The 21,645-nt window shown below is 66.4% G+C and carries 22 protein-coding genes and 1 tRNA gene; 7 read left to right on the forward strand and 16 right to left on the reverse strand.

Annotated elements, in window-relative coordinates; genetic code table 11:
- Window positions 1–123 precede the first annotated feature (123 nt).
- Together GTP41_RS25225 and GTP41_RS25230 are read right to left on the reverse strand one after the other, a co-directional pair.
- Window positions 124–555, reverse strand: coding sequence for a hypothetical protein (locus tag GTP41_RS25225; protein ID WP_161028356.1), 432 nt, complete (start codon window positions 553–555; stop codon window positions 124–126).
- On the reverse strand, window positions 552–1,004 hold the full coding sequence (locus GTP41_RS25230) for a VOC family protein (RefSeq protein WP_161028357.1): 453 nt from the start codon (window positions 1,002–1,004) through the stop codon (window positions 552–554). Before GTP41_RS25230 ends, GTP41_RS25225 begins: the two co-directional genes overlap by 4 nt.
- Window positions 1,005–1,225: 221 nt before the next feature.
- Here GTP41_RS25230 and GTP41_RS25235 point away from each other — a divergent pair, with 221 nt between their 5' ends.
- Window positions 1,226–1,813, forward strand: coding sequence for a M23 family metallopeptidase (locus tag GTP41_RS25235; RefSeq protein WP_161028358.1), 588 nt, complete (start codon window positions 1,226–1,228; stop codon window positions 1,811–1,813).
- An 83-nt stretch (window positions 1,814–1,896) separates the two neighbouring features.
- Here GTP41_RS25235 and GTP41_RS25240 read toward each other — a convergent pair whose 3' ends face one another.
- Complete coding sequence (locus tag GTP41_RS25240) at window positions 1,897–2,553, reverse strand: thiol:disulfide interchange protein DsbA/DsbL (protein ID WP_161028359.1); 657 nt, start codon at window positions 2,551–2,553, stop codon at window positions 1,897–1,899.
- Window positions 2,554–2,572: 19 nt separating this feature from the next.
- The gene (locus GTP41_RS25245; protein ID WP_161028360.1) at window positions 2,573–3,970 is read right to left on the reverse strand and encodes an L-cystine transporter; all 1,398 of its coding nucleotides are present in this window, start codon (window positions 3,968–3,970) and stop codon (window positions 2,573–2,575) included.
- 103 nt (window positions 3,971–4,073) lie between these two features.
- Here GTP41_RS25245 and GTP41_RS25250 point away from each other — a divergent pair, with 103 nt between their 5' ends.
- Window positions 4,074–5,711: a methyl-accepting chemotaxis protein gene (locus GTP41_RS25250; RefSeq protein ID WP_161028361.1), complete on the forward strand. Its 1,638-nt coding sequence runs from the start codon at window positions 4,074–4,076 to the stop codon at window positions 5,709–5,711.
- Here GTP41_RS25250 and GTP41_RS25255 read toward each other — a convergent pair.
- The 4 genes from GTP41_RS25255 to GTP41_RS25270 all read right to left on the reverse strand — a co-directional run bounded on the left by GTP41_RS25255 (window position 5,630) and on the right by GTP41_RS25270 (window position 8,350).
- Window positions 5,630–5,836 carry a DUF2970 domain-containing protein gene (locus tag GTP41_RS25255; protein ID WP_161028362.1) on the reverse strand — a complete coding sequence of 69 codons (207 nt, stop codon included), beginning with the start codon at window positions 5,834–5,836 and terminating at the stop codon, window positions 5,630–5,632. The genes GTP41_RS25250 and GTP41_RS25255 overlap by 82 nt on opposite strands.
- A 94-nt stretch (window positions 5,837–5,930) precedes the next feature.
- Window positions 5,931–6,707, reverse strand: coding sequence for a hypothetical protein (locus GTP41_RS25260; RefSeq protein ID WP_161028363.1), 777 nt, complete (start codon window positions 6,705–6,707; stop codon window positions 5,931–5,933).
- A 58-nt stretch (window positions 6,708–6,765) separates the two neighbouring features.
- Window positions 6,766–7,686, reverse strand: coding sequence for a GGDEF domain-containing protein (locus GTP41_RS25265; RefSeq protein WP_161028364.1), 921 nt, complete (start codon window positions 7,684–7,686; stop codon window positions 6,766–6,768).
- Window positions 7,687–7,744: 58 nt separating this feature from the next.
- Window positions 7,745–8,350: an IMPACT family protein gene (locus GTP41_RS25270; RefSeq protein WP_161028365.1), complete on the reverse strand. Its 606-nt coding sequence runs from the start codon at window positions 8,348–8,350 to the stop codon at window positions 7,745–7,747.
- Window positions 8,351–8,449: 99 nt separating this feature from the next.
- Here GTP41_RS25270 and GTP41_RS25275 point away from each other — a divergent pair, with 99 nt between their 5' ends.
- Both GTP41_RS25275 and GTP41_RS25280 read left to right on the forward strand, forming a co-directional pair.
- Window positions 8,450–10,003, forward strand: a complete 1,554-nt coding sequence (locus GTP41_RS25275; protein WP_161028366.1) for a DUF1444 domain-containing protein — start codon at window positions 8,450–8,452, stop codon at window positions 10,001–10,003.
- A complete protein-coding gene (locus GTP41_RS25280) occupies window positions 9,993–11,108 on the forward strand; it encodes a sterol desaturase family protein (protein WP_161028367.1) in 1,116 nt (371 codons plus the stop codon). The genes GTP41_RS25275 and GTP41_RS25280 overlap by 11 nt, the downstream gene beginning before the upstream one ends.
- Here the strand turns inward: GTP41_RS25280 and GTP41_RS25285 are convergent.
- From GTP41_RS25285 to GTP41_RS25315, 7 genes are all read right to left on the reverse strand, one after another.
- Complete coding sequence (locus GTP41_RS25285) at window positions 11,020–12,363, reverse strand: amino acid permease (RefSeq protein ID WP_161028368.1); 1,344 nt, start codon at window positions 12,361–12,363, stop codon at window positions 11,020–11,022. The two genes, GTP41_RS25280 and GTP41_RS25285, sit on opposite strands and share 89 nt — an antisense overlap.
- A complete protein-coding gene (locus tag GTP41_RS25290) occupies window positions 12,347–13,411 on the reverse strand; it encodes an aromatic ring-hydroxylating oxygenase subunit alpha (protein WP_161028369.1) in 1,065 nt (354 codons plus the stop codon). Before GTP41_RS25290 ends, GTP41_RS25285 begins: the two co-directional genes overlap by 17 nt.
- 32 nt (window positions 13,412–13,443) lie before the next feature.
- Window positions 13,444–14,028, reverse strand: a complete 585-nt coding sequence (locus tag GTP41_RS25295) for a hypothetical protein (protein WP_161028370.1) — start codon at window positions 14,026–14,028, stop codon at window positions 13,444–13,446.
- A gap of 88 nt (window positions 14,029–14,116) precedes the next feature.
- Window positions 14,117–14,422, reverse strand: a complete 306-nt coding sequence (locus GTP41_RS25300) for a YciI-like protein (protein ID WP_161028371.1) — start codon at window positions 14,420–14,422, stop codon at window positions 14,117–14,119.
- Window positions 14,423–14,504: 82 nt separating this feature from the next.
- A tRNA-Lys gene (locus tag GTP41_RS25305) sits at window positions 14,505–14,580 on the reverse strand.
- Between the two features lie 49 nt (window positions 14,581–14,629).
- Window positions 14,630–15,652 carry a tetratricopeptide repeat protein gene (locus tag GTP41_RS25310; RefSeq protein ID WP_161028372.1) on the reverse strand — a complete coding sequence of 341 codons (1,023 nt, stop codon included), beginning with the start codon at window positions 15,650–15,652 and terminating at the stop codon, window positions 14,630–14,632.
- Between the two features lie 12 nt (window positions 15,653–15,664).
- Entirely contained in the window at window positions 15,665–16,789 is a 1,125-nt protein-coding gene (locus tag GTP41_RS25315) for a DUF945 family protein (protein WP_161028373.1), read from the reverse strand.
- Between the two features lie 116 nt (window positions 16,790–16,905).
- Between GTP41_RS25315 and GTP41_RS25320 the strand changes: the two genes are divergently transcribed.
- The 3 genes from GTP41_RS25320 (at window position 16,906) to GTP41_RS25330 (ending at window position 18,614) form a co-directional block, all read left to right on the forward strand.
- Window positions 16,906–17,115, forward strand: a complete 210-nt coding sequence (locus GTP41_RS25320; RefSeq protein ID WP_161028374.1) for a hypothetical protein — start codon at window positions 16,906–16,908, stop codon at window positions 17,113–17,115.
- A 3-nt stretch (window positions 17,116–17,118) separates the two neighbouring features.
- On the forward strand, window positions 17,119–17,382 hold the full coding sequence (locus GTP41_RS25325) for a HigA family addiction module antitoxin (protein WP_202419884.1): 264 nt from the start codon (window positions 17,119–17,121) through the stop codon (window positions 17,380–17,382).
- A gap of 65 nt (window positions 17,383–17,447) precedes the next feature.
- Window positions 17,448–18,614: a glycerophosphodiester phosphodiesterase gene (locus GTP41_RS25330; RefSeq protein WP_161028376.1), complete on the forward strand. Its 1,167-nt coding sequence runs from the start codon at window positions 17,448–17,450 to the stop codon at window positions 18,612–18,614.
- On the opposite strand, the gene GTP41_RS25335 is transcribed toward GTP41_RS25330, so the two are convergent.
- Window positions 18,611–21,601 (reverse strand): TonB-dependent receptor, encoded by a 2,991-nt coding sequence (locus GTP41_RS25335; protein WP_161028377.1) that lies wholly within the window; start codon window positions 21,599–21,601, stop codon window positions 18,611–18,613. The two genes, GTP41_RS25330 and GTP41_RS25335, sit on opposite strands and share 4 nt — an antisense overlap.
- Window positions 21,602–21,645 lie beyond the last annotated feature (44 nt).

The raw sequence follows: 21,645 nt of genomic DNA on the forward strand, positions 1-21,645 counted from the left end.
CAAACCCTTCGGCGGACAGTCAAAAACGCATGGTACGCGATGCCCCCAGCGGACGGCACACGATGGCCGCAGGAAATGTCTTTCCGCAGGATGGCTTAGGTTAGCGCTTCCTTTAAGGTGTGTTTACAAAGAGTGGTCGGCGAACCTGACCAGCGCCCAGCATGCGCCCGCTTTCTTGAAATAGAAGGAGAACATGTAGTCGGTGCCGGGCTGGCTGAACGTCACGGCGCGCACGCCGCCGGGTTCCGGCGCAATGGTCCGCTTCAGCCCCGCCGAGGCCTGGCGCGCACGGGTCGGCCACGTCGCGCGCTGCGCATCCTTGTCGCTGGTGTCCTGGATGACGTATTTCACCTCGAAGGGCTCATCCTGGCTCTGGTTGTCGATGCGCGAGGCGGCCAGGGGAAAGCGCGTGTGCTTGCGCTGGAAGGCGGGATCGCTTTCGAATTTGCCGACGAAGGCTTTGAAATCGGCGGGGCATGCCGCTGCCGCCTGCGCTGGCCACGGCATGCTGGCGGACAGCGCGAAGAAGAGAGTAATAATCTGTTGAAACTTCATGGGTTCACCTTATCGACGACCAGCCTGTGCTCCGCATCCAGTAGCCAGCCGTCTTCATAATCGACTTCGAACAGGTGGCCATCCGGATCTTTGAAATAGCCAGCCACGCCCCAATCGGTCTTTGTCGCGGGTTTGATGAGGGTGCCGCCTGCGGCGACGGCCTGTTCGAGGATGCGCGGGACATCGTCGGCCGAACGCGCCAGATACACCAGCCCGATGCCGGCAAAGCCCGAGCCTTGCGGGGTCGGTGCCATGGCGTCGCTGGCGAACGCCGCGCGCGACAACAGGCATAGCGCATAGCCGCCCAGGTCGAATTTCACGAAGCCGTCATTGCTGGTTGGCGACTTCGCCCAGCCCAGGGATTCGTAGAATTTGCTGGAGGCGGCGACATCGTGAACGCCCAGCAGGATGAGGTGCAGCCGTTGGCTCGGTCGAAGCGCTGTGGTCATGGAAGTTGATTTTTTGGCAAAGCCGCATTATCGCGCAAGCGCTTGCGTTTAGCCAATTTGAGGCCGTTGGGGTGCGGGTGCCATCTGCACGCCTGTCGCCGACAGGTGTGCACAGGCGCCTCCGAGCGTGCACTGGCGAATTGCGGCAGACTGGCGGTGTATCCAAAAAAGCAACTTAGCTCAGATACAGCCATAACCAACCTTTTTGCGAGCCTGAATCCATGAAAACTACTTTTGTACTCCTGGCGTCCATCTACGCATCCAGCGCCTTCGCTTCGCCCGGCGAGCTGCCAAGCGTCACCGCCCACCCCATCTTCAAGCAGCCTTACACCTGCACCGAGCATTGGCTGGGAAGCCTCAAAGCGCCCGGCGATGCGCTCGGTGCCGACTGCGTGATCCAACAAATGGTCGAAGTCAAAGGCCGCCTGTGGATGCGGGCGCACAAGGGCGATGGCCGCCGCAATTCGGATTGGTATGGCTGGGGGCAGGAGGTCCTGTCGCCATGTGCGTGCGAGGTGGTCAACGTTAAGAACAATCCGACGCCAAACAAACCGGGAATACTCGGCAAGGCGCCAGCAGGATTCGTGGAGTTGAAGCGCGAGGACGGGGTGCATTTCGTCCTGGCCCACGTGACCCGGATGACCGTCAAGCCCGGGGATAAAGTCGACAGCGGCCAGCACATTGCCTATGTGGGAAACAACGGCTTCTCGCGCCACCCGCATATCCACATGGGGGCATGGAGGGATAAGGAGTCGCTGCAAATCCGCTTTGATCTCGCTGCCATGGGCAAGCTGTTTGCGGAGAACTGACGCCGCCCGCTGAAACGAGACTGCACGCGCTACGCAGCGCCAAGCGCAAAATGGGGCGGACCATGCCGCCCCTGGTCTAACGCTTACTGGCGCGAGCGTGCCACCAGCGCATCCAGCACCTGCAAGGACGCCGGAATCACATCATCATTGGCCAGGTGGCGGTTAGCCTGTGCCACCATGCTCGGCTCCGTGCTGTACTTGCCGTTGACGATGATGGTCGGGGTGCCGGTCACGGCGTAGCTGTCCGCCATGCGGCCCAGCGCCTTCATGCGCATGTTCACGCCGAAGGAGTTGTAAGCCGCCAGGAACTTCTCCTTGTCGATGCCGTTGCGCACCGCCCACTCGAGATTCTCCGCGTCGCTGCGCAGGCGGCGGCGCTCCTGGTGCCAGGCCTGCAGCACCTTGTCATGCATGGCGTCCTGCAGCTGCAGCGCCTCCAGCGTGGCGAACAGGCGCGCTTCGAAGTCGCGCGGCTCGCCGCTGGAGAGGTGGATGCGGCGGAAGTTCACCTTGTCCGCGTTCTTCTTGACCCATGCCGCGAGCGGCGCTTCCACCATATTGCAAGCCGGGCAGTGATACATGAAGAATTCGATCACCTCGACCTTGCCTTCCACCTTCTGGGTCGGCTGCGGCGTCGGCAGGGTGCGGAATTCGGCGCCGTTCACCGGGTTGGTGGGCGAGGCGAGGGCGGTGCCGGCGCACAGTGCGGCCAGCGCCAGGGACAGGGTAAGACGACGCATGAAGTCTCCTTAAAGTGCTTTAGTGGGTAGTTTGGGAATCGACCTGCAATTCCTGGTCGCTGGCGAAGGTCGCCATATTGGTTTCGCCCATGGCGCGGCTGGTCACCGTGCCGGCGGCAATCGAGCCGCTGACATTGAGCGCGGTGCGTCCCATGTCGATCAGCGGTTCGATGGAAATCAGCAGCCCCGCCAGCGCCACCGGCAGGTTCATGGAGGACAGCACGATCAGCGCCGCAAAGGTGGCGCCGCCGCCCACCCCGGCCACGCCGACCGAGCCGATGGTGATGATGGCCAGCAGCGGCACCAGGAAGGCGGCCGTGAACGGGTCGATGCCCACGGTGGGCGCGATCATCACCGCCAGCATGGCCGGATAAATGCCGGCGCAGCCGTTCTGGCCGATGGTGGCGCCAAACGAGGCGGCGAAGTTGGCGATGCCTTCCGGCGTGCCCAGGCGCTGGGTCTGGGTCGCCACGCTCATGGGAATGGCGCCCGCGCTGGTGCGCGAGGTGAAGGCGAAGGTCAGCACCGGCAAAATCTTGCGCGTGTAGCGCAGGGGATTGAGGCCGCTGGCCGAGACCATGGCCAGGTGCACGCCGAACATCAGCAGCAGCGCGCAGTAGGACGCCAGCACGAAGCCGATCAGGTTCAGGATATCGGCATAGCTGGAGCTGGCCACCACCTGCGCCATCAGCGCGAACACGCCGTACGGGGTCAGGCGCAGCACCAGCGTCACCACCCGCATCACGATGGTGTGCGCCACATGCACCGCATGGTCGAAGGAGGTGAAGTGCTCCGGCTTCTTCTCGGCGATGCCGATTGCCGCCACGCCGACGAACACGGCGAACACCACCACCGCGATGGTGGAGGTCTTGCGCGCGCCCGTCATGTCGAGGAAGGGATTGCTCGGGATGAAGGACAGCAGCATGTTCGGCAGCGAAACGGCCTGGGCATCGGCCAGCTTGCCTTCCAGGTAGGCGCCGCGCGCCACTTCGGCCGCGTTGGCGGCCAGGCCGACCGCGCTCAGGTCGAATACTTTCGCCATCAGGACGCCGATCGCCGCCGCCACCGTGGTGGTCAGCATCAGGGTGCCGATGGTGAGGGCGCTGATCTTGCCCAGCGAGCTGGCGTTGCGCAGCTTGAGGATGGCCGACACGATGGACACCAGGATCAGCGGCATGACGATCATCTGCAGCAGCTTGACATAGCCGCTACCCACGATGTCGAGGTACTGGCCGGTCAGCTTGACCTCGGCGCTGCCGGCGCCGTACAGCGCTTGCAGTCCGGCGCCCATGGCGATCCCCACGCCCAGGGCGGTAAACACGCGCACCGTGAAACTGGCATGGCGCCGCTGCTGCCACACGAGGAAGGCCAGCACGACGGCCGCGACGGCGAGGTTGAGGATCACTTGCAGGTTCATGAAGGGGGCGGCTTATTTTTTGGAATCGACAGATTCTAATGTAATTGGTGTAGTCTTGCCTATTTGCAGAACTGGGTTCCACGTCACTACGAAAGGAATAGCCATGTCACAGCAAACGATGACGGTGGGCGCCCGCCTGGCCCTGGGTTTCGGCCTGGTGCTGCTGTTGATGGCCGCCGTGTCCGGCCTGGGTATCTACAATATGCAGCGCATCCACGCCCAGCTGGAAAAAGTGGTGCAGCTGAACGTGGCCAAACTGGCCCACGTGCAGGATATGTCGGAAGCGGTGCATATCGTGGCGCGCGTCACGCGCACCGTGGTGCTGCTGACCGACGACGCGGCCATGCAGCGCGAGTTGCCTAAACTGCAGGCCGCGCGCGAACAGTACAACCGGGCCCAGGCCGCGCTTGACGCCCTGCCGGCCAGCGCCGAGGGCAAGGAAATCCGCGCCCGCATCGGCGCCCTGCAGCGGGAGGCGCGCCCGCTGACCGACCAGGTGCTGCAGCTGGCCGCGCAGCACAAGGACGCCGAGGCGCTGGCGCTGCTGATGGAGCGTTCCGGCCCGGTCACCCAGCGCTGGCAGGATACGATGGACGAGGACGTGCAGCTGCAGCGCAAGCACAACGCGCGCGACGCGGCCGCCGCCAGCGAGGCCTATGCCGCCGCCCGCAACCTGATGCTGGCCATGAGCGTGCTGGCCCTGGTGGCCGGCGTGGCGGCAGCCACCCTGATCGCGCGCCGCCTGCTGCGCCAGCTGGGCGGCGAGCCGGACGTGGCGGCCGCCATTGCCGGCCGCATTGCCGCCGGCGACCTGACCGTGGCCGTGCACACCCGCCCCAACGACCAGGGCAGCATGATGCAGGCCATGGGCCTGATGCGCGACAGCCTGCTGCGCATCGTGTCCGAAGTGCGGCAGGGCACCGCCACCATCAACCACGCCGCCGGCGAAATCGCGGCCGGCAATATGGATTTGTCGGCGCGCACCGAGCAGCAGGCCAGCGCGCTGGAAGAAACCGCCTCCTCCATGGAGCAGCTGACCAGCGCCGTGCGCGAAAACGGCAGCCACGCGCGCCAGGCCAACGAGCTGGCGGCTGCCGCCACGGCGGTGGCGCAGCAGGGCGGCGCGGTGGTGGGGCAGGTGGTGCAGACCATGGGCAGCATCAGCGAGTCCTCGCACCGCATCGCCGACATCATCGGCGTGATCGACGGCATCGCCTTCCAGACCAATATCCTGGCCCTGAACGCCGCCGTGGAGGCGGCGCGCGCCGGGGAGCAGGGGCGCGGCTTTGCCGTGGTGGCAAGCGAGGTGCGCCAGCTGGCGCAGCGCTCGGCGGCCGCCGCCAAGGAAATCCGCGACCTGATCGTCGGCTCGGTGGCCCAGGTCGAGCAGGGCAGCGCCCTGGTGGCGCGCGCCGGCAGCACCATGGAGCAGGTGGTGGCGTCGGTGCAGCGGGTGGCGCACCTCATGCGCGACATCTCGGCCGCCGGCGCGGAGCAGGGCGCCGGCATCGAGCAGATCAACCGCGCCGTGACGGAGATGGATTCGGTGACGCAGCAAAATGCCGCGCTGGTGGAGGAGGCCGCCTCAGCGGCCGACGCGCTGAAGCAGCAGGCGGCCCAGCTGGAGCGCGTGGTCGGCGTGTTCCGCCTGCACAGCCATCAGGAGGTGGCCAAGCGCACCGCCGCCAGCAGCAGGCCGACAAAGCAGGCGGCCGCGATCAGTGCGCCGGCCAGCACATAGGCCGGGCGCAGGGCGCCCACGTCGCGCTCGAAGTCGCTGCGGCGGCGCAGGCCGATGAAGGACCAGGCCACCGCCAGCAGGGTGGCGCCGAAGCCGCGCGGCGGTTTCTCGAGTTGCTTGTCCATGTCGCTTCCTTTCAGGGTTGGGCTTATTGTGCGCCAGCCCCGCCTGGAAAAACAGGCGCAGAAGCGCCTGTTTTCGACCGTATCAGGGCGCCTATCAGCGGCCTGGGCCGGCGACCCGGCGCAGCGCCGCGCGCTGGCCGCCGGCCCAGTCCAGCCGCAGCAGGTCGGCGTCGCCCAGCGATTCCAGGCTGGCCGCCGCCTCGTCGCTGCCGCCGTCGGCGGTTTCCAGCATTTCCTCGTACAGCAGCGGATAGTTTTGCACGCGCAGCATGACTTCCTCCGGCAGTTCGTCCTCCACCAGGGCGTCGCCCCAGGCCAGCAGGCGCCCGGCCATGGCCGCCAGCGCCGCCTGGCGGGCATGGCCGGGCGCCTGCTGCCCCAGCTGGGCGAAATCAGCCAGCGCCTGCTGCAACTGGCGCGTGTTGGCCGACAGGTGGCAGGCATAGGTGGCAAATTCACGCCCCAGCCGGCCCGGGCTGGCCAGCACCTCGCCGCCGGCCATGAACAGCAGGTGCCAGCTGGCCAGCAGGGCGTCGCCGCCCAGCACCAGGCCGCTGCCGCGCACCTGCCAGGGCTGGGCCGCTGCCAGCTGCGGCAGCGCGCGTTCGGCGCGCGCCACGCGCTCGTCGAGCTGCTGCAGCTGCTGGCGCCAGGCGCACTCGGCGCGGCTGCGGCGCAAATGGTCGAGCAGGGGCGGCGGCACCGGCGGCGCCGGGGTCGGCGTGCCCAGTGCGCGCCAGCCGGCAAAGGCCGGCAGCGCGGCCAGGCGCCCGGCCGCAGTGGGGGTGTGGGACAGCAGGTGGTGGCGTGGGCGCGGGTGGCGGCTGACAAGCCAGGGCGCGCCGGGTTTCAACTGGAGCATCGAGTCCATGGTTTCCTCCCTCAACTGTTGGGGAAATTCTGAACCTTTTACCAAGGCCCCGCAAGCCTCAGCGCATGCCGCAAATCCGGTTGCGGCCGGCGCGCTTGGCCTGGTACAGGGCGTCGTCGGCGCGTTTCAGCACGTCTTCGCCGCGCGCGTCGCCCGCCGCGAAGCCCGCCAGCCCGCCGCTGATGGTGACGCCGGCGCCGATGCTGCCCAGGGCCTGCAGGGCCTCGGCGACGCGCTGGCGCAGGCGCTCGGCGATCGGCGCGGCCTGCTCGCCGCTGGTGTGTGGCATCAGCACCACGAATTCATCGCCGCCCAGGCGCGCCGGGGCGTCGGTGCTGCGCAGCTCGCGCCGGCACACCTCGGCCGTGGTCTGCAGCACCGCGTCGCCCGCCAGGTGGCCGTGCGCATCGTTGACGCGCTTGAAATGGTCGATGTCGAACACCAGCGCCGTCAGCGGCGTGCCGTAGCGCTCGAAGGTGTCGTAGTGCTCGGCCAGCACCTGCAGCAGCTTGCGCCGGTTCAGCAAGCCGGACAGGGCGTCGATCTCGCTTTGCATGCGCAGCTGCACCTCCAGCTCCTTGCGCGCGGTGATGTTGCTGGCCACCCACAGCACGGCATCCTCGCCCGCCACGGCAAAGTCCAGCACCTGGATGCGCCCTTCGAACCACAGGCGCTGGCCGGGCCCCTCGCTCTCCAGGCCTTGGACATCGCAGGCCGCCAGGCTGTATTCGACAATGTGCAGGCCGTGGCTGTGCAGCGCGTGCTCGACTTCCTGCAGGAACCAGTCGGCCTTGTCCGGCGCCAGCACGTCGTGCACGCACTTGCCGATCAGGCCCGCGCCGTCGTGGTAGTAGCGCGTGTCGATGCCGCCGAAAATGGCGATGTAGCGGCCGCTGCGCGTCAGGACAAAGGCCGGATCGGGCAGGGCGCGCAGGATGGCAGCGAGTTGGTCGCCGAAAAATAGTGTTTCATCACGCATGGCACGACGTTAGCAGAGCCCGGCAATTCGGCAAAAAATTGTTACCAAAAACTTATGCTTATTCACAGTCGGCGTCGGCATCCTGCTGCCACGCCAGCTGGCCGCCGGCCGCCTCGTTCAGGCGCGCCACCAGGGCCGGCGCCGCGCCCTCGGCCAGGCGGAAGGCGACCGTGACCGCCTGCCCGTGCGCCACCGCCAGCAGCTCGGCGCCGGCCGCCGCCAGTTCGCGCCGCAGCATGCCTTCCAGCGCGTAGGGCAGGCTGCAGCGCAGCGCCGTGTAGCGCACGATGGCCACTTTCTCCACCGTCAGCAAGGCTTGCGCCACCGCGTCGGTGTAGGCGCGCACCAGGCCGCCCGCGCCCAGCTTGACCCCGCCGTAATAGCGCACCACCGCCGCCAGCACGCCTTCCAGGTCCTGGTGGCGCAGCACGTCCAGCATGGGGCGCCCGGCAGTGCCGCCCGGTTCGCCGTCGTCCACCGCCGCCGACTGGCCGCCCGCCAGCAGGGCCCAGCAGACGTGGGCCGCGCCCGGATGCGCGGCGCGCAGGCGGGCCACGATGGCTTGCGCCGCCGCGCGGTCGGCGACCGGGTGGATATAGCCTAGAAAGCGACTTTTCTTGATCAAAAGCTCACTCGTAGCAGGGGAGGCGATGGTTTGTGGCATGGGGCCAACATGATACCGCCTTTAGCCTGTGGCATGGCTTACAATGCTGTTGCAACTTTTCCAACAAGAAATATGGCGGCGACTTTCCGAATCCGGACCTTGGGCGTACAGGCAGGCTCGCAGCGCGAGCGGGTCGAAGCACGCCTGATGCTTTTGTTCCGCCGCCCGCTGGAAGCGGTGCGCCCGGTGGCCGACGGCAACGGCGCCCTGCTGAAGAAAGGCCTGGACCTGGACAGCGCGGTGCGCTACCGCGACGCGCTGGCGCGCTGCGGCTGCGACAGCGTGATCGAGGAGGACAGCGTGCTGCCGGTGGCGCGCGCCACCCTGGCCGAATACGCCACCTTGCTGCAGGCGCAGCTGCAGGCGCTCGACCCCGGCCGGCGCTGGCAATTCATCGCCGCCGACAGCGAGTTGTTCGGCGTGCCCGGCCCGGCCTCGCCCTATCCGCTGGAACTGCTGGTGCCGCTTGAGCGCATGTACCAGGAATGGCTGGCCGCCACGCCCGCCGCCAGCGAAGACTTGCTGCGCTACACGGCCGGCATGGTCCTGATGGGCAACACGCCCGGCATGGTGGAGGAGGCCGCGCGCCACCTGCTGCCCACGGTGCGCAACAGCGCCGAGCGCGGGCAAGCCATGCTGGCCGCCGCGCGCGGCTACTCGCCGCTCCTGTTCCGCCCCCTGTGCGAGGGGCTGGAGGTGGGCCTGGTCTACCAGCGCGGCAGCGTGGTGCACCGCGTGGCGCAAGCCCACCTGGACGCCTGGGACATGAACGAGGAGGCCGCTTTCGAGGCCGCGTTTGCCAACCTGCGCGCCCGTTCCAGCCTGCCGCTGCAGTCTTCGCCGCAGGGCGTGTTCGGCGGCCTGTGGGACGACGGCTACGATTCCTCGCGCATGCTGCTGCCGGAGCTGTTCAGCGGCCTGGTGAGCCACGGCCGCCCGGTGGCGATGGTGCCCACGCGCGGCCTGCTGATGGTGTGCAGCGACAAGAACGACATCGCGCTGGAAGCCATGCTGAAAGCCGCCATCGACGCCATGCGCGAAGAGAAGATGCTGACCCCGCGCATGCTGCGCCTGGTGGACGGCCGCTGGCAGCCCTTCGTGCCGGCGGCCCTCAGCCGGCGCCTGAACAGCTTGGCGAAATACGCCGAGAGCAACGACTACCGCCTGCAGAAGGAGCTGCTCAAGGCGCGCACCGCGGCCAGCGGCCAGGACCTGTACGTCGCCACCTATATGGTCGGCAAGACCGGCCCCGAGCAGCGCCGCACCAGCGCCTGCACCTGGACGCGCGGCGTGCCCAGCCTGCTGCCCAAGACCGACCTGCTGTGCTTTACCGACCCGGCCAGCGGCGCGCCGCCCATCACCGTGAGCTGGGACGAGGCGCTGCCGGTGATCGGCGCCCTGCTGCAGCGCACCGACGATTGCCCGCCGCGCTACCTGGCCGACGGCTTCCCCAACGCCCTGCAGCTGGCGCAGCTGGCCGAATACGCCGCCGCCGCGCGCCGCGCCGCCCAGGAGCTGGCGCGCGCGCAGGCCGCCGCCCACGCCCAGGAACACGCGCCCACCGTCATCCTGGCGCCCGCGCGCCCGGCCTGGTACTCGCTGCGCACGGTGCTGGGGCGCTGGGCCGACGCCAAGTCCGCCCATGCTCGATAACAACGCCCTGGTGGCCGCCGCCACCCCGGTCTTCCTGCTGCTGATCGGCGCCGAAGCCTGGCTGGCGCGGCGCCGCCGCATCGCCGCCTACACCCTGGCCGACAGCCTGACCAGCATGGCCTGCGGCATCTGGACCGTGACCCTGGAAGTGTTCACCAAGGCCGCCTGGCTGCTGGCCTATGCCTGGGTGTTCCAGCACCTAGCGCCCTGGCAGGCGGACCCCGCCTCGGCCTGGACCTGGCTCTGGTCCTTCGTCGCCTTCGATTTCGTTTATTACTGGGCGCACCGCTGGTCGCACGAGATCAACCTGCTATGGGCGGTGCACGCGCCGCACCACCAGAGCGAGGAATTCAACCTGACCACGGCGCTGCGCCAGGGCGCCTTCCAGGACTTGCTGCACGCGCCGCTGTTCATGCTGCTGGCGCTGCTGGGCTGCCCGCCCGGCGTCTTCATCCTCCAGCTCACGCTGAGCAAGTTCTACCAGTTCTGGATTCACACCCGCCTGGTGGGCCGGATGCCGCTGCTGGAAGGCATCCTCAACACGCCCAGCGCGCACCGCGTGCACCACGCCGTGAACGAGGTCTACCTGGACCGCAACTACGGCGGCACCCTGATGCTGTGGGACCGCCTGTTCGGCACCTGGATCGACGAGGGCGAGGAATGCGTGTACGGCGTGCGCAAGGGCGCGCCGGGCTGGAACGCGCTGTGGGCCCAGTTCACCTGGCCGGCCGTGATGTGGCAGGATGCGCGCCGCGCCGCGCGCTGGCGCGACAAGCTGGCGCTCTGCTTCCGCCGCACCGGCTGGCGCCCGGCCGACGTCGCCGCCGCCGACCCCTGGCCGCCCTTCGCGCTGCCGGCCGCGCGCCTGTGCCGCGCCACCCGCGCCGGCAGCGAAGGCCGGCGCTGGACGGTGGCCGCCGTACTGTGCTTCCTGGCCGCTGTGCTGCTGCAGAACCAGCTGGTGACGCACGCCGCCAGCTTGGCCTGGCTGCCCAAGCTGGCGCTGGTGGGCGCGGTTACGGCGGCGCTGCTGCTGTTGGCGTACTGCCTGCAGCCGCGCGGCGCTGCTGCCGCCAGCGCGCCAGCCAGAACACCGGCAGGCTGAGCGCCCCCAGCGCCATGCCCCACCAGAACGCCTCGCGCCCCATGCCGTAAAAGGCCCACAGCGAAAACACGCAGCTCATGGCCGCGCTCACGGTGAGCGCCTTGCCGCGCGCCAGCACGCCGCGCTGCGCCAGCTTGAACACCGCCGCCCCGCCCACCAGGTAGAGCGGCATGCTGGCCGCCGTCACCACCATGGTCAGGAAGGTGAAGCCCTCGGCCAGCGAGCGCGTGTAGTTCATGCCGATCATGGCGCTGGCCAGCACGCCCATCAGCAGCAGCGACCAGGTCGGCGCGCCGTGCCGGTTGGCCGCCTTCAGGTGCGCCGGGAAGATGCCGTGCGCCGCCATCGAGGCCGTGACTTCGCCCGCCAGCATGGTCCAGCCGTTCAACGCGCCCAGGCCGCTGACGATCACCGCGAGCGCCAGCCATTGCCCGCTGCCGGCGTCCCAATAGCGCTGGAACAGGGCGACAAAGGGCGCGTCGGACGCCGCCAGTTCCCGCGCCGGCAGCAGCAGGAGCGGGATGGCGCACACCGCGACATACACCGTCGCCGCCGCCAGCGTGCCGGCGATGGTGGCGCGCGGGATGGTGCGCTCCGGCTGGTCGACTTTGGTGGCCGGCAGCGCCGCGCACTCCACGCCCAGCATGGCGAACAGCGCGATGGTGCCGGCGGCTGCCGTGCCGTCCAGTGAAAAGGGCACGTCCGCCAGGTGCGCCGCGTAGGCCGCGCTGTCGCCCGCCAGCACCCACGCCCCCAGCAGCACGATGGCGCCCATCGGCAGCAGCTTGAGCGCGGCCGACACCAGTTGCACCCGGCCCGACGCCAGCGCGCCGCGCAGGCTGACCAGCACGAAGCACCAGATGATGGCCATGCCGGCCAGCGGCTGCAGGGCCGGGTTGGCGCGCAGCGGCGGCAGCAGCGCCGCCAGGTAGCCGACGATGCCAATCGCCAGCGCCGCGTTGCTGATCCAGATCGAGACCCAGTAGCACCACATGGTGAAGAAGGCGATGCCGTTGCCGAAGGCGCGCCGGCAGTAGCCGTACGGCCCGTCTTCGTCCGGCATGGCGCGCGCCAGGCGGGCGAAAACGTGGGCGATGAACAGGCAGCCGATCACCGTGATGGCCCAGCCGGCAAAGGCGTTCCTGCCGTAGGGCGCCAGCCCGGCCGGCAGCATGAAGATGCCCATGCCGATCATATTGCCCACGATTAGGGCGGTGCACATCCAGAAGCCGAGCGGCTTAGCCCCGGCGTGCATAGGCGGCGCGCAGCAGGTTCTGGAAATGCCACACGCCGCCCTCGCGCTTCGGGTTCAGGCGCCCGGCGCTGTAGGAGCCGGAGGCCAGCCCTTGCTGCACCTGCTCGCAGATGCTGATGTCTTCCGCCTGGATCTGGTCGGAGAAGGCTTGCTCGGCCTGCACCCGCGCCTGCACGTCCGGCGCGTCGGCATAGTAGTAGTCGAATTCCACGATGCAGTGGCCATGCCCGGCCGGCAGGATGCGGTTGGTCTGCAGCCGCCCCGGCGTGATATTCAGCATGGTGTTGGGGTAGATGAAGTAGTACCAGGCGTGGCCGTCGCCGTAGAGGCCGGCGTTATTGCGCAGCGGCGAATGCTGCAGCGAATGCCATTGCGCCAGCTCGGTGTCGTAGGCGCGGTAGTCCAGCACCCGCGACAGGCCGGGGTGGACGAAGGGCAGGTGGTAGCCCTCCAGGAAGTTGTCGACGTACACCTTCCAGTTGCAGGCCAGGCGGTAGGTGTCGCGCTTGGCGAAGCGCATGTGCGCCAGGCCGGCCGGTGCGACGCGTTCGGCGATGCCGGCGAAGACTTCCGCAAACGGCGCCGTGGCCGCGTCCAGCGCCACAAAGACCAGGCCGTGCCACTCGCGCACCGCAACGCGCGGCAGGCCGATGGCGGACTTGTCGAAGCCGCGCGCGTCCTGCATTTCCGTGGCCGCGCGCAGCGCGCCGTCAAGCTCGTAGGTCCAGCCGTGGTATTTGCAGTGCAGCGCCTTGGCGCCCTTGCCGTTGCAGGTGGCGAGCGGCCCGGCGCGGTGGCGGCAGACATTGAAGAAGGCCTGCAGGCTGCCGTCCGGCTGGCGCACGATGATGACCGGCTTGCCCGCCACATCGCCCACCACATGGTCGCCCGGCGCCGCCAGCTCGCCCGTGTGCGCCGCCAGCTGCCAGCTGCGCCCGAACACCTCGCGCTGCTCGAACTCCAGCCAGTGCGGTTCGGTGTAGAAGCTGGCGTGCAGCGCGTGCGCCTGGTCCAGCGGTTCGATGCGGCAGTGTTCCTGCAGGGGCATGGCAGGCTCCGGGGCGGGAAAGGCTCACTCTCTCATAAATTGCCCTCGGCGGGAAGCGGCAGCAGCCAGCCCGCCAGCACCAGGAGCCACAGCATGCCGCCAAACACGCACCAGGCGTAATTGGCGCCGGTGAATTCTCTGTTGCCGGCGCCTGCCGGGTCGCCGCAGCGGGCGTTGACCTCAAGCTGCACCTGCTTCATCAGCAGGCCGATCAGCAGCAGCAGGAACATATTGATCACGTCGAAGAAGAACGAGTCGCGCCCGGCCCAGGCCAGCACATAGCCCACCACCAGCAAGAACACCATGGCGGCAGCGTAGCTGCCACTATCCCAGGGGCCACGCTTGCCGCTGGGGTCGTGTTCGCCGATGCGGCGAAACAGGCTGTGGGTGGAGAAGAGGGCGAACACCGCGCGCGGAATCGGCCACAGGCGCGCGGCGGTGGCGCGGTCGTACAGTGCCCAGTTTTTGTAGTACCAGTACAGCTGGTACATGCCCATGGTGAGGAAGAACAGGATCAGCATTTTGCGCGTGGCGACCACGTAGAAGCGGTCATCCAGCGCAGCGCGCGGCTGTTCATCGAGGTTGGCGAGGGGGGCGGCGTAAATATTGTTGCTCATTTGCTGTCCGGAAACTTGGATAGCAGATTCTAGCCAGAGCTTTTTCGCGCAAGCTCTCCAAAAGTCACACTTGGTGAAAAATATACGCTTATTGCACTGGATATATCGGGGCATCGGCCAGCGTGCCCGCCACCGTCATCCAGGGACGGATGCGCCAATTGAGCACCAGCCCGTGCTTCACATAGGGATCGCGCGCGACGAACTGCTCCACCACGGCCGCCGATTCGGCCTTGAACCACAGCAGCGCGCTGTCGACCGGTTCGGCCAGCACGCCGCCCAGCTGGAATTCGCCGCGCCCGTGCGATTCCCACGCCAGCTGCAAGTGCTCGTCGCGGAACTCGGCGCGGCGCGCCAGGTAGTCGGGGGCGTAATCGTACATCAGGACGTAATGCATGGCGGTCTCGCAAGGAAGAGGGGAGACCGAGTATAGCCAGAAATGAAAACGCCAGCCCGAAGGCTGGCGTTTTCACTGATACTGGTAGGCCGTGCGGGGCTCGAACCTGCGACCAACGGATTAAAAGTCCGCTGCTCTACCAACTGAGCTAACGACCCGAAGGGCATGAATTATATAGAGCTAAAAGACATTCTGCAAGAGTCGCATTTACTCCGGTGCGCGCTGGAACTCCACGCGGCAGGTGCCGCCCGAGCAGGGGAAGGAAATGGTCTCGGCCGGGAAGCCGATGTCGAGCACGAGCGGCGCGCCGCCATTGACGGCGAAATATGCCTGGTAGTCGTCGGCCCAGGCCACCACGTCAATCACTTCGCCCGGCTCGAAGCGCTGCTTCAGTGCCTTGCGCTGGGGCTTGTTGGAGCCGCCTTTGTAAATAAGTTCGGCAGATACGGTAATGCGGTTGGTGTTTGCGTCTGCCTGCAGGCGCAGGCACGCCGCGTCGCTCGGCATGACGGCATTCAGGCAGATCCCGGCCATGGGCGCCCACTTCTCATGGTGCTTGATGTCGTCGAGCGATATGCGCAGGTGGCGACTCATGCGCCGCTCGAATTGATAGTCCTCACGGTCGTAGTGGCCGGCTGCGGCTTCCAATTCCAGCTGCCAGGGCGAATCGGTCGACGGCGCATCCTTCGTCTCGTCGACACTGCCCGGGAGCAGGGCCAGGGCTTCCGGAAAGCCCTTTGCTGCTGCGCTGCGCAGGTAGGCGTCTGCCTTTTCGCGATCTTCCAGCAGGCGCGACATCAGAAATTGCGCTTCGCGGGAACCGTCGTTATCGGCCTGTTCCTGCAACCGCGCCAGCACGCTTTGGAAGTCGCCATGGTAGCGGCCTTGAAGCTTCAGCCGCGCCAGCGCACGGGCCGCATTGCCGCTGCCTTCGGCGTAGGCTTTTTGGCACCAGCGGACGGCGGCATCCGTATCCTTTGCTACGCCGATGCCATTCAAATAGCGGTCGCACAGGTCAAACTGCCCGGCCACATCACCATTCAAGGCAAACACCTCGGCCACTTCCAGCCCGCGCTCGCGCATGGATAGGGTGACCGGAGCGGAATAGTCGGCAGGCGGGGTTTTGCTGCCATCCTTGTTGCCTAATGCGGCCAATAAGACCGCGAGAGGAACGGCCTGGCCATTGACCTTCAAGACGCCGGCCTGCAGTTCCAGCGTGGTGCGCAGCATGTCCTTTTCACGCTAGGCGTACTGTTTGGCGATCAAGTCACCCACTTGCTTCTCATAGATCCGCGCGCCCAACTCGGCTGGCGAGATCTCCTGCTTCCCTTTGCCGGTGGCGCTGATTGCGATGTCGTTGGCGATCTGGCGCAGCAGCGACAGCGGCACGGTCACGTCAAGCTTGGCATGGAGCTTGTTCAGCACCGCCGCCCGCGAGGCGAATTCGGCCTCGCTGGCGTTCGGCATGGCGAAGCTGCCGCTGATCGCGAGTTCGTGTCCTTTGTAGCGCAAGCTGAACTGCTCCAGCTCCAGCGTGGCGCCGCGCATGGCCAGGCGTTTGATGGCGGGGAGATTGCGCGAGAGTACGTCGAACGAGTCCCGGCCGGTGCCGCCTTTGGCTTGTCGTGCCAGTCCCTCCTTTTGCAGTTGGCCCAGTGTCGCCGGGTGGAGCTGATGCAGGCGCGCGGCGATTTGCACGTTCTCTACGCCGTGCCCGCCCAGCAGCAAACGGCCGATGCCGAATTCCAGACGCCCACCATAGCCCTTGCCGTCCCGCTCGATGTGCAGGCGGTGACGGAACTGCTCGAAGCTGCCCGACACCCCTTTCGGATCGGCTGGCGAGATGTCGATCGTGTCGACCATTACCTCGCTTTTGCCGCTCCAGTAGTCGCGCTGCTGACTGGATTCAAAGCGGATGCCCTTGGCGTTGGTCGCGCCGACCTTGTCGGCAATGCGCAGCGCAGCCATCTGGCCGCGCACCGTCACGCTGCCATCGCGCTGCGTGCGTGCTACCAGGCTGCCTGTTTCCCACGCCAGGTTTTCTGCACTGTCCTGGTACTGGCCCGCCGGCAGGGTGATACTGTAACTGCTGCCGGTAGCCGCTGGCAGGCGCTTGACCTGCAGGGGGCTGTCGGCACCCAGCACGGCGCGCACGGCGGCCATCTGTTCAGGCGAGTACTGGTTCTTGCTGGACTGCCCCGGCAGGAAGGCTTTCCCCGGCAGGGGAGTCAAGCGCGCACCTAGTTCGCGCTCAAGATAATCGGTCGCCAGGGTCGCTTTGCTTAACGGATCGGCGGCTTTGGCGGGTTGTGCGAGGGCGACAGGGGAGAGGGCCAGGGCGGCCCACAGGAGAAGCTGTTTTACCACGGGCGGGAAGGATTTTTGTTGAGTCAGGGAAACATTATAGAGTCCATACCTGCCAGAAAGATGCGCGCATTGTCACAAGCTTGGGCATAATGCTGCCCTCGCGCCAAGGAGCCAATATGACCTACGAAGAATACCTCGACGAAGTGACCACCCTGATCTTCGAAAAATACAACGTACCAGATGCCGCCGCCGTCAAGCTGGTAATGGCCGCGCAAGACGCCGAGTTCTTCGTCCGCCACGACGAGGACAAGAAACTGCGCACCGTCGACCAAGCCCACAAAGACGCCAAAACCATCTACGAAGCGTCTCTCGCGAAAAAGAAGTAATCTCTGGGGACTATGCACAATCCCCCTCATCCCGGCAAAGTGATTCGCGATGGCGTGTTTGCCGAATCCGGCATGACCGTCATCGAGTTTGCACGACGGTTGGGGATTTCGCGCGTGGCCTTGTCGAGAGTACTGCATGGCCACGCGGCCGTCAGCCCGGAGATGGCGATCCGTTTATCCGATGCACTGGGCGGCAGCGCTGAGTCGTGGCTGCACCTGCAGGCCGCTTACGACATCTGGCAAGCCAGGCAGCGCACGATTGCATAATTCACAAGCCTGTCATTTTCGCCACCTAGAATCCGCCTCGTTTTTAACTTTTAACGAGGCGGGACATGAAGAAGACGGTATCGGTAGTAGCGGCAGCGGCGGCATTGGCCGCCTGTGGCGGCAACGGGCAAGCCCCGCTGCCGACCCTGGACGGCAAGCCGGCCCTGGTGGTGGCGCACCGCGGCGCCAGCGGCTATATCCCGGAGCAGACGGTGGAAGCCTACGCCAGGGCGATCGAGCAGGGCGCCGACGCCATTGAACCGGACGTGGTCTCGACCAAGGACGGTGTGCTGATCGCGCGCCACGATCCCAACCTGGCCTTCAGCACTGACGTCGCCGACCATCCCGAATTCGCGGCGCGCAAGCGCAAGCTGAGCGTCGATGGCGACGTGCAGGAAGGCTGGTTCGCCAGCGACTTCACCTTGGCCGAGATCAAGACCCTGGGCGGCATTGCAACCGACGCCGAACGCCCGCAGCAGTTCAACGGCAAGTACAAGATCGCGACCGTGCAAGAGATCATCGACATGATCAAGAAGAGCGGCCGCAATATCGTCATCTACCCGGAAACCAAGAACCCGACCTTCCACCGCCAGCAGGGCGTGCCGCTGGAAGACAAGCTGCTGGCATTGCTGTCCAGCGCCGGCTGGAGCGACGCCAGCGCGCCGGTGTTCATCCAATCCTTCGAGCCGGGCAGCCTGAAATACATGCGCAGCAAGGGTTCCAAGCTGAAAATGGTGCAGCTGATCGACGCCGACGATGTCGACCTGAAAACCGGCGCGCTGACCTACGCCGCGCCGTACAACCGTCCTTACGACTGGGCGCAGGCGGGCGACAAACGGATGTTCAGCGATATGGTGACGCCGGCCGGCCTGGCCGAGATCAAGACCTATGCCGATGGCATCGGCCCGTGGAAGCGCTATATCGTGAGCGTGAAAGGCACGCTGGACGCCAGCGGCAAGGTGATGGACGTGAACGGCGACGGCAAGATCAACGAGACCGACACCACCACCCAGGCGCCGACCACGCTGGTGGCCGACGCCCACAAGGCGGGCTTGTTCGTGCATCCCTACACCTTCCGCAACGAAAAGCGCCGCCTGGCTGGCAACTACAAGGGTGATCCGGTGCAGGAGTACAAGCAGTTCTACGCCATCGGCATCGACGGCCTGTTCACCGACTTTGCCGACACCGCCCTGGCCGCCCGCGCCGAATACCTGAAGGATACCGGCCGTTAGAACTTGTGGTGGTACTCGGCCGACAAACGCACCTGGCGTTCCGGTGCGCGGCCCAGTACCTGGCCGTAGAACGCGCTGACCGAATCGGCGCCCGAGTTGTAGACCGGCTGGGTCGCCATGGTGGTCTGGCGATTCAGCAGGTTGAACACGTCAGCCTTGAGCGACAAGCCCTTGATCATGCGCGGCGTGTACGTCGCGTTCAGCGCGATGCGCAGGTCGGTCGGCATGCGGCCCAGGGAGCCGCGCGGGGCCGGCTTCTGGTCGCAATAGAACACCGAGGAACCGTAGCCCGCGCCCGGATTCTGGCCATCCGGGTTCTGCGCGGTCGGCACATTGCCGATGCACGATTTCGGCGCACCGGTCACGATATTGACATTGCTGCCCAACGACCATTCCTCGTTCAGCTTGTAGAAGCCATAGGCCTTGATCACATGCGTGTGATCGTTTGGCAGCGGGCCGTTCGCATAGTCCATCAGCTCCGGGAAGTCGAAGGAGGTGGTGGCAGCGATATCGGCCTGGCCGATGTCGGACATGACCTGGCCTTCCATATTGCCCTTGCTGCGCGACAGGGTGTAGGTCAGCTTGCCGTACCAGTTGTTGCGCAGCGGGTGCTCCACGAACAAGTCGAGCGCGGTGTAGAGGCGCTTGACCTTGGGCAGGCCGATATCTTCCGCCGTCAGCGGGATCGCGACCAGTTGGCCGTTGCCGGCCAGGTCCAGCGTCAGCGTGTTGTCTCGGCCCGGGTTGATCAGCAGGCACGGCATGTTGTACTTGCTGGCGTCCACGTTATTGCGCTTGGCCCAGGCTTGCAGCGGGCGCCCGTCGCACCAGTCCTCGATCGTATTGCGCAGGGTGCGGAAGGTGAATTTGGCGCCGGCGGTGTACTGCGGCGACACGGCGGCTTCGAAGCCCAGCGCCAGCTCGTCCTGGTAGGTCGCCCCCAGGTTGCTCGACGCCACCTGGCGCGGGTCCTTGGCTTTGCCGAATTCGTTGCCCGGCGAGTAGGGCGCGCCGAGGGACACCAGGCCGGTCGGGATGCCGGTGGCGGGATCGACGCCGGTGTAGGTGTAGTAGTTGTCGATGTGGACCGGGTTGCCGGCCAGGCGCAGCGCGACACTGGTCGGGATCTGCAGGTGGTAGCGCCCCAGGTTGGCGAAGGCTTTGAGGCGGCTGTCGCCGTACACGTCCCAGGCGGCACCCAGGCGCGGCGCCAGCATGTGGCGTTGTGCGGCATATGATTCGCCGAAGCTGTTCTTGTTGGTGAACTGCTCATTGCGCAGGCCAAGGTCGAGCAGCAGCTTGTCGGTCACTTGCCAGCGATCCTGGATGTACTGCGCCGACTGGTCGGTCTTCGGCGCGGCCGAGTCGCTTTGCAGGTACTTGCTGACGTAATAGCCTTGCAGGCCATAGCCGCCGCCCGACGCCGGCGTGCCCTGGCCGGTTGCCACCCGCTTGTCCGGATTGTCCTTGAAGTAGTTCCAGCTGGCGCCGCCCGCCAGTTCGGAGCCGTTGATGGAGGAGACGTTGTTGCGGTCGATGCCAACGCGCAGCGCGTGCCGTCCCAGGCTGTACTCCAGGTCCAGGCGCAGCGTGGACTGTTTGTCTTCCGCATTCGCCACCTGCACGGTGCCGCCGATGGTCTGCGGGTTGTTGTAGACCAGGCCTGGGACGCGGGCATTCGGCGGCGCGTTGATTTGCGCGATGCCGGGCTGGTAGCCTTCGCGGCTCTGCGGATAAGTGGACTTGAAGCGGCCCGCCAGCGCGGTCACGGTCAGCTTGTCGGTCAGGAAGCCGGTGTATTTGAGGATCGAATCGTTGGTGATGGCGCCGTCGCCGGTGGTGCCGCCGGTGCGCACGTTGTTGCGCTGCAGGGTGGCGTAGTCGAAGCCGAAGTTCTTCTGCGTCTTCTTGTTTTCATCGTGGATCTGGGTGAATTCCAGGCGGTGGTCGTCGCTGATGTTGTAGTCGAGTTTGACCATATAGCGCGGCGTGCGCGCTTCGCGCTCGGTCCAGCCGTTGCTCTTGTTCAGGCTATCGGAATTCTTGCTGACGTAGCTGCTGCGCTGGCGCTCCTGCTCGATGTTGGCGAACATGAACAGCTTGTCCTTGACCAGCGGGCCGCCCACGTAGGCGCTGCCGAACACGGTGTTGAAGGTGTCGTCGTTGCGATAGGTCAGCAGTTTGCCGTCGGTTTTGGGATGGACGCCGGTCTGCGGGTAGTAGGTGTTTTCCGGCGCCGCGCGCAGCGCCTTGGGCGTGTATTGCAGGATGGCGCCGGCTTCCCAGTTGTTGGTGCCGCTCTTGGTGGTGATGTTCACCACGCCGCCGGTGGAGCGGCCGAATTCGGCGCTATAGCCGCCTTGCAGGATCTGCGCCTGGCCGATGGCGAAGAAGGGCAGGGTGGTGGAGCCGATCTGGCGGTACACATTGGTGACCGGGAAGCCGTTGATGTAGTAGGCGTTTTCCGTGACCCCGGCACCGCCGAAGCTGTCGCCGCCGATGCGTGAATTGCCGCGCGTGGTGCCGGGCGCAAGCTGGATGATGCCCGACAGGCTTTGCGCAATCGGCAGCGCGGCCAGCTGGCGCGCGGTGAAGACGGCGCCGTTGTTGGTGTTGCTGACATCGATGGTCGGGCGGCGGCTGGTGACGGTGACGGCCTGGATGGCTTCGAACGAGGCTTCCACGCCCTGGCCGATCAGCGCTTCCACTTCCAGCGCGCGGGTCACGCTGCCGTCGCACACCAGCATCACCTTGTAGGAGCCCGGCTGCATGGAGTTGGCGGTATAGCGCCCGCTGGCATCCACGCTGACGGTGCGGCGCGCGCCATTCGCGGTGTTCTCCAGCACTACGCTGGCGCCGTTGCAGTTGGCGACCTGGCCGAAGATGGTGCCGGTGGCGTTCGATTGCGCAAAGGCCGGCGCGGCAAATGCTGTGGCGAGGGCGTGTGCGATGATGGTCAACCGCACGCGTTGGGAAGGGCTCTTCATTTTGTCTCCTGAGTGGTAAAAAAGCGGCCGCGCTAAGGCGGCCG

The organism is Pseudoduganella guangdongensis, from assembly GCF_009857475.1.
GTDB classification, from domain to species: Bacteria; Pseudomonadota; Gammaproteobacteria; order Burkholderiales; family Burkholderiaceae_D; genus Rugamonas; species Rugamonas guangdongensis.

Coding starts and splice junctions, on each gene's coding strand:
- GTP41_RS25225 (WP_161028356.1), bottom strand. CDS start 555: ATGAAGTTTCAACAGATTATTACTCTCTTCTTCGCGCTGTCCGCCAGC.
- GTP41_RS25230 (WP_161028357.1), bottom strand. CDS start 1,004: ATGACCACAGCGCTTCGACCGAGCCAACGGCTGCACCTCATCCTGCTG.
- GTP41_RS25235 (WP_161028358.1), top strand. CDS start 1,226: ATGAAAACTACTTTTGTACTCCTGGCGTCCATCTACGCATCCAGCGCC.
- GTP41_RS25240 (WP_161028359.1), bottom strand. CDS start 2,553: ATGCGTCGTCTTACCCTGTCCCTGGCGCTGGCCGCACTGTGCGCCGGC.
- GTP41_RS25245 (WP_161028360.1), bottom strand. CDS start 3,970: ATGAACCTGCAAGTGATCCTCAACCTCGCCGTCGCGGCCGTCGTGCTG.
- GTP41_RS25250 (WP_161028361.1), top strand. CDS start 4,074: ATGTCACAGCAAACGATGACGGTGGGCGCCCGCCTGGCCCTGGGTTTC.
- GTP41_RS25255 (WP_161028362.1), bottom strand. CDS start 5,836: ATGGACAAGCAACTCGAGAAACCGCCGCGCGGCTTCGGCGCCACCCTG.
- GTP41_RS25260 (WP_161028363.1), bottom strand. CDS start 6,707: ATGGACTCGATGCTCCAGTTGAAACCCGGCGCGCCCTGGCTTGTCAGC.
- GTP41_RS25265 (WP_161028364.1), bottom strand. CDS start 7,686: ATGCGTGATGAAACACTATTTTTCGGCGACCAACTCGCTGCCATCCTG.
- GTP41_RS25270 (WP_161028365.1), bottom strand. CDS start 8,350: ATGCCACAAACCATCGCCTCCCCTGCTACGAGTGAGCTTTTGATCAAG.
- GTP41_RS25280 (WP_161028367.1), top strand. CDS start 9,993: ATGCTCGATAACAACGCCCTGGTGGCCGCCGCCACCCCGGTCTTCCTG.
- GTP41_RS25285 (WP_161028368.1), bottom strand. CDS start 12,363: ATGCACGCCGGGGCTAAGCCGCTCGGCTTCTGGATGTGCACCGCCCTA.
- GTP41_RS25290 (WP_161028369.1), bottom strand. CDS start 13,411: ATGCCCCTGCAGGAACACTGCCGCATCGAACCGCTGGACCAGGCGCAC.
- GTP41_RS25295 (WP_161028370.1), bottom strand. CDS start 14,028: ATGAGCAACAATATTTACGCCGCCCCCCTCGCCAACCTCGATGAACAG.
- GTP41_RS25300 (WP_161028371.1), bottom strand. CDS start 14,422: ATGCATTACGTCCTGATGTACGATTACGCCCCCGACTACCTGGCGCGC.
- GTP41_RS25310 (WP_161028372.1), bottom strand. CDS start 15,652: ATGCTGCGCACCACGCTGGAACTGCAGGCCGGCGTCTTGAAGGTCAAT.
- GTP41_RS25320 (WP_161028374.1), top strand. CDS start 16,906: ATGACCTACGAAGAATACCTCGACGAAGTGACCACCCTGATCTTCGAA.
- GTP41_RS25330 (WP_161028376.1), top strand. CDS start 17,448: ATGAAGAAGACGGTATCGGTAGTAGCGGCAGCGGCGGCATTGGCCGCC.
- GTP41_RS25335 (WP_161028377.1), bottom strand. CDS start 21,601: ATGAAGAGCCCTTCCCAACGCGTGCGGTTGACCATCATCGCACACGCC.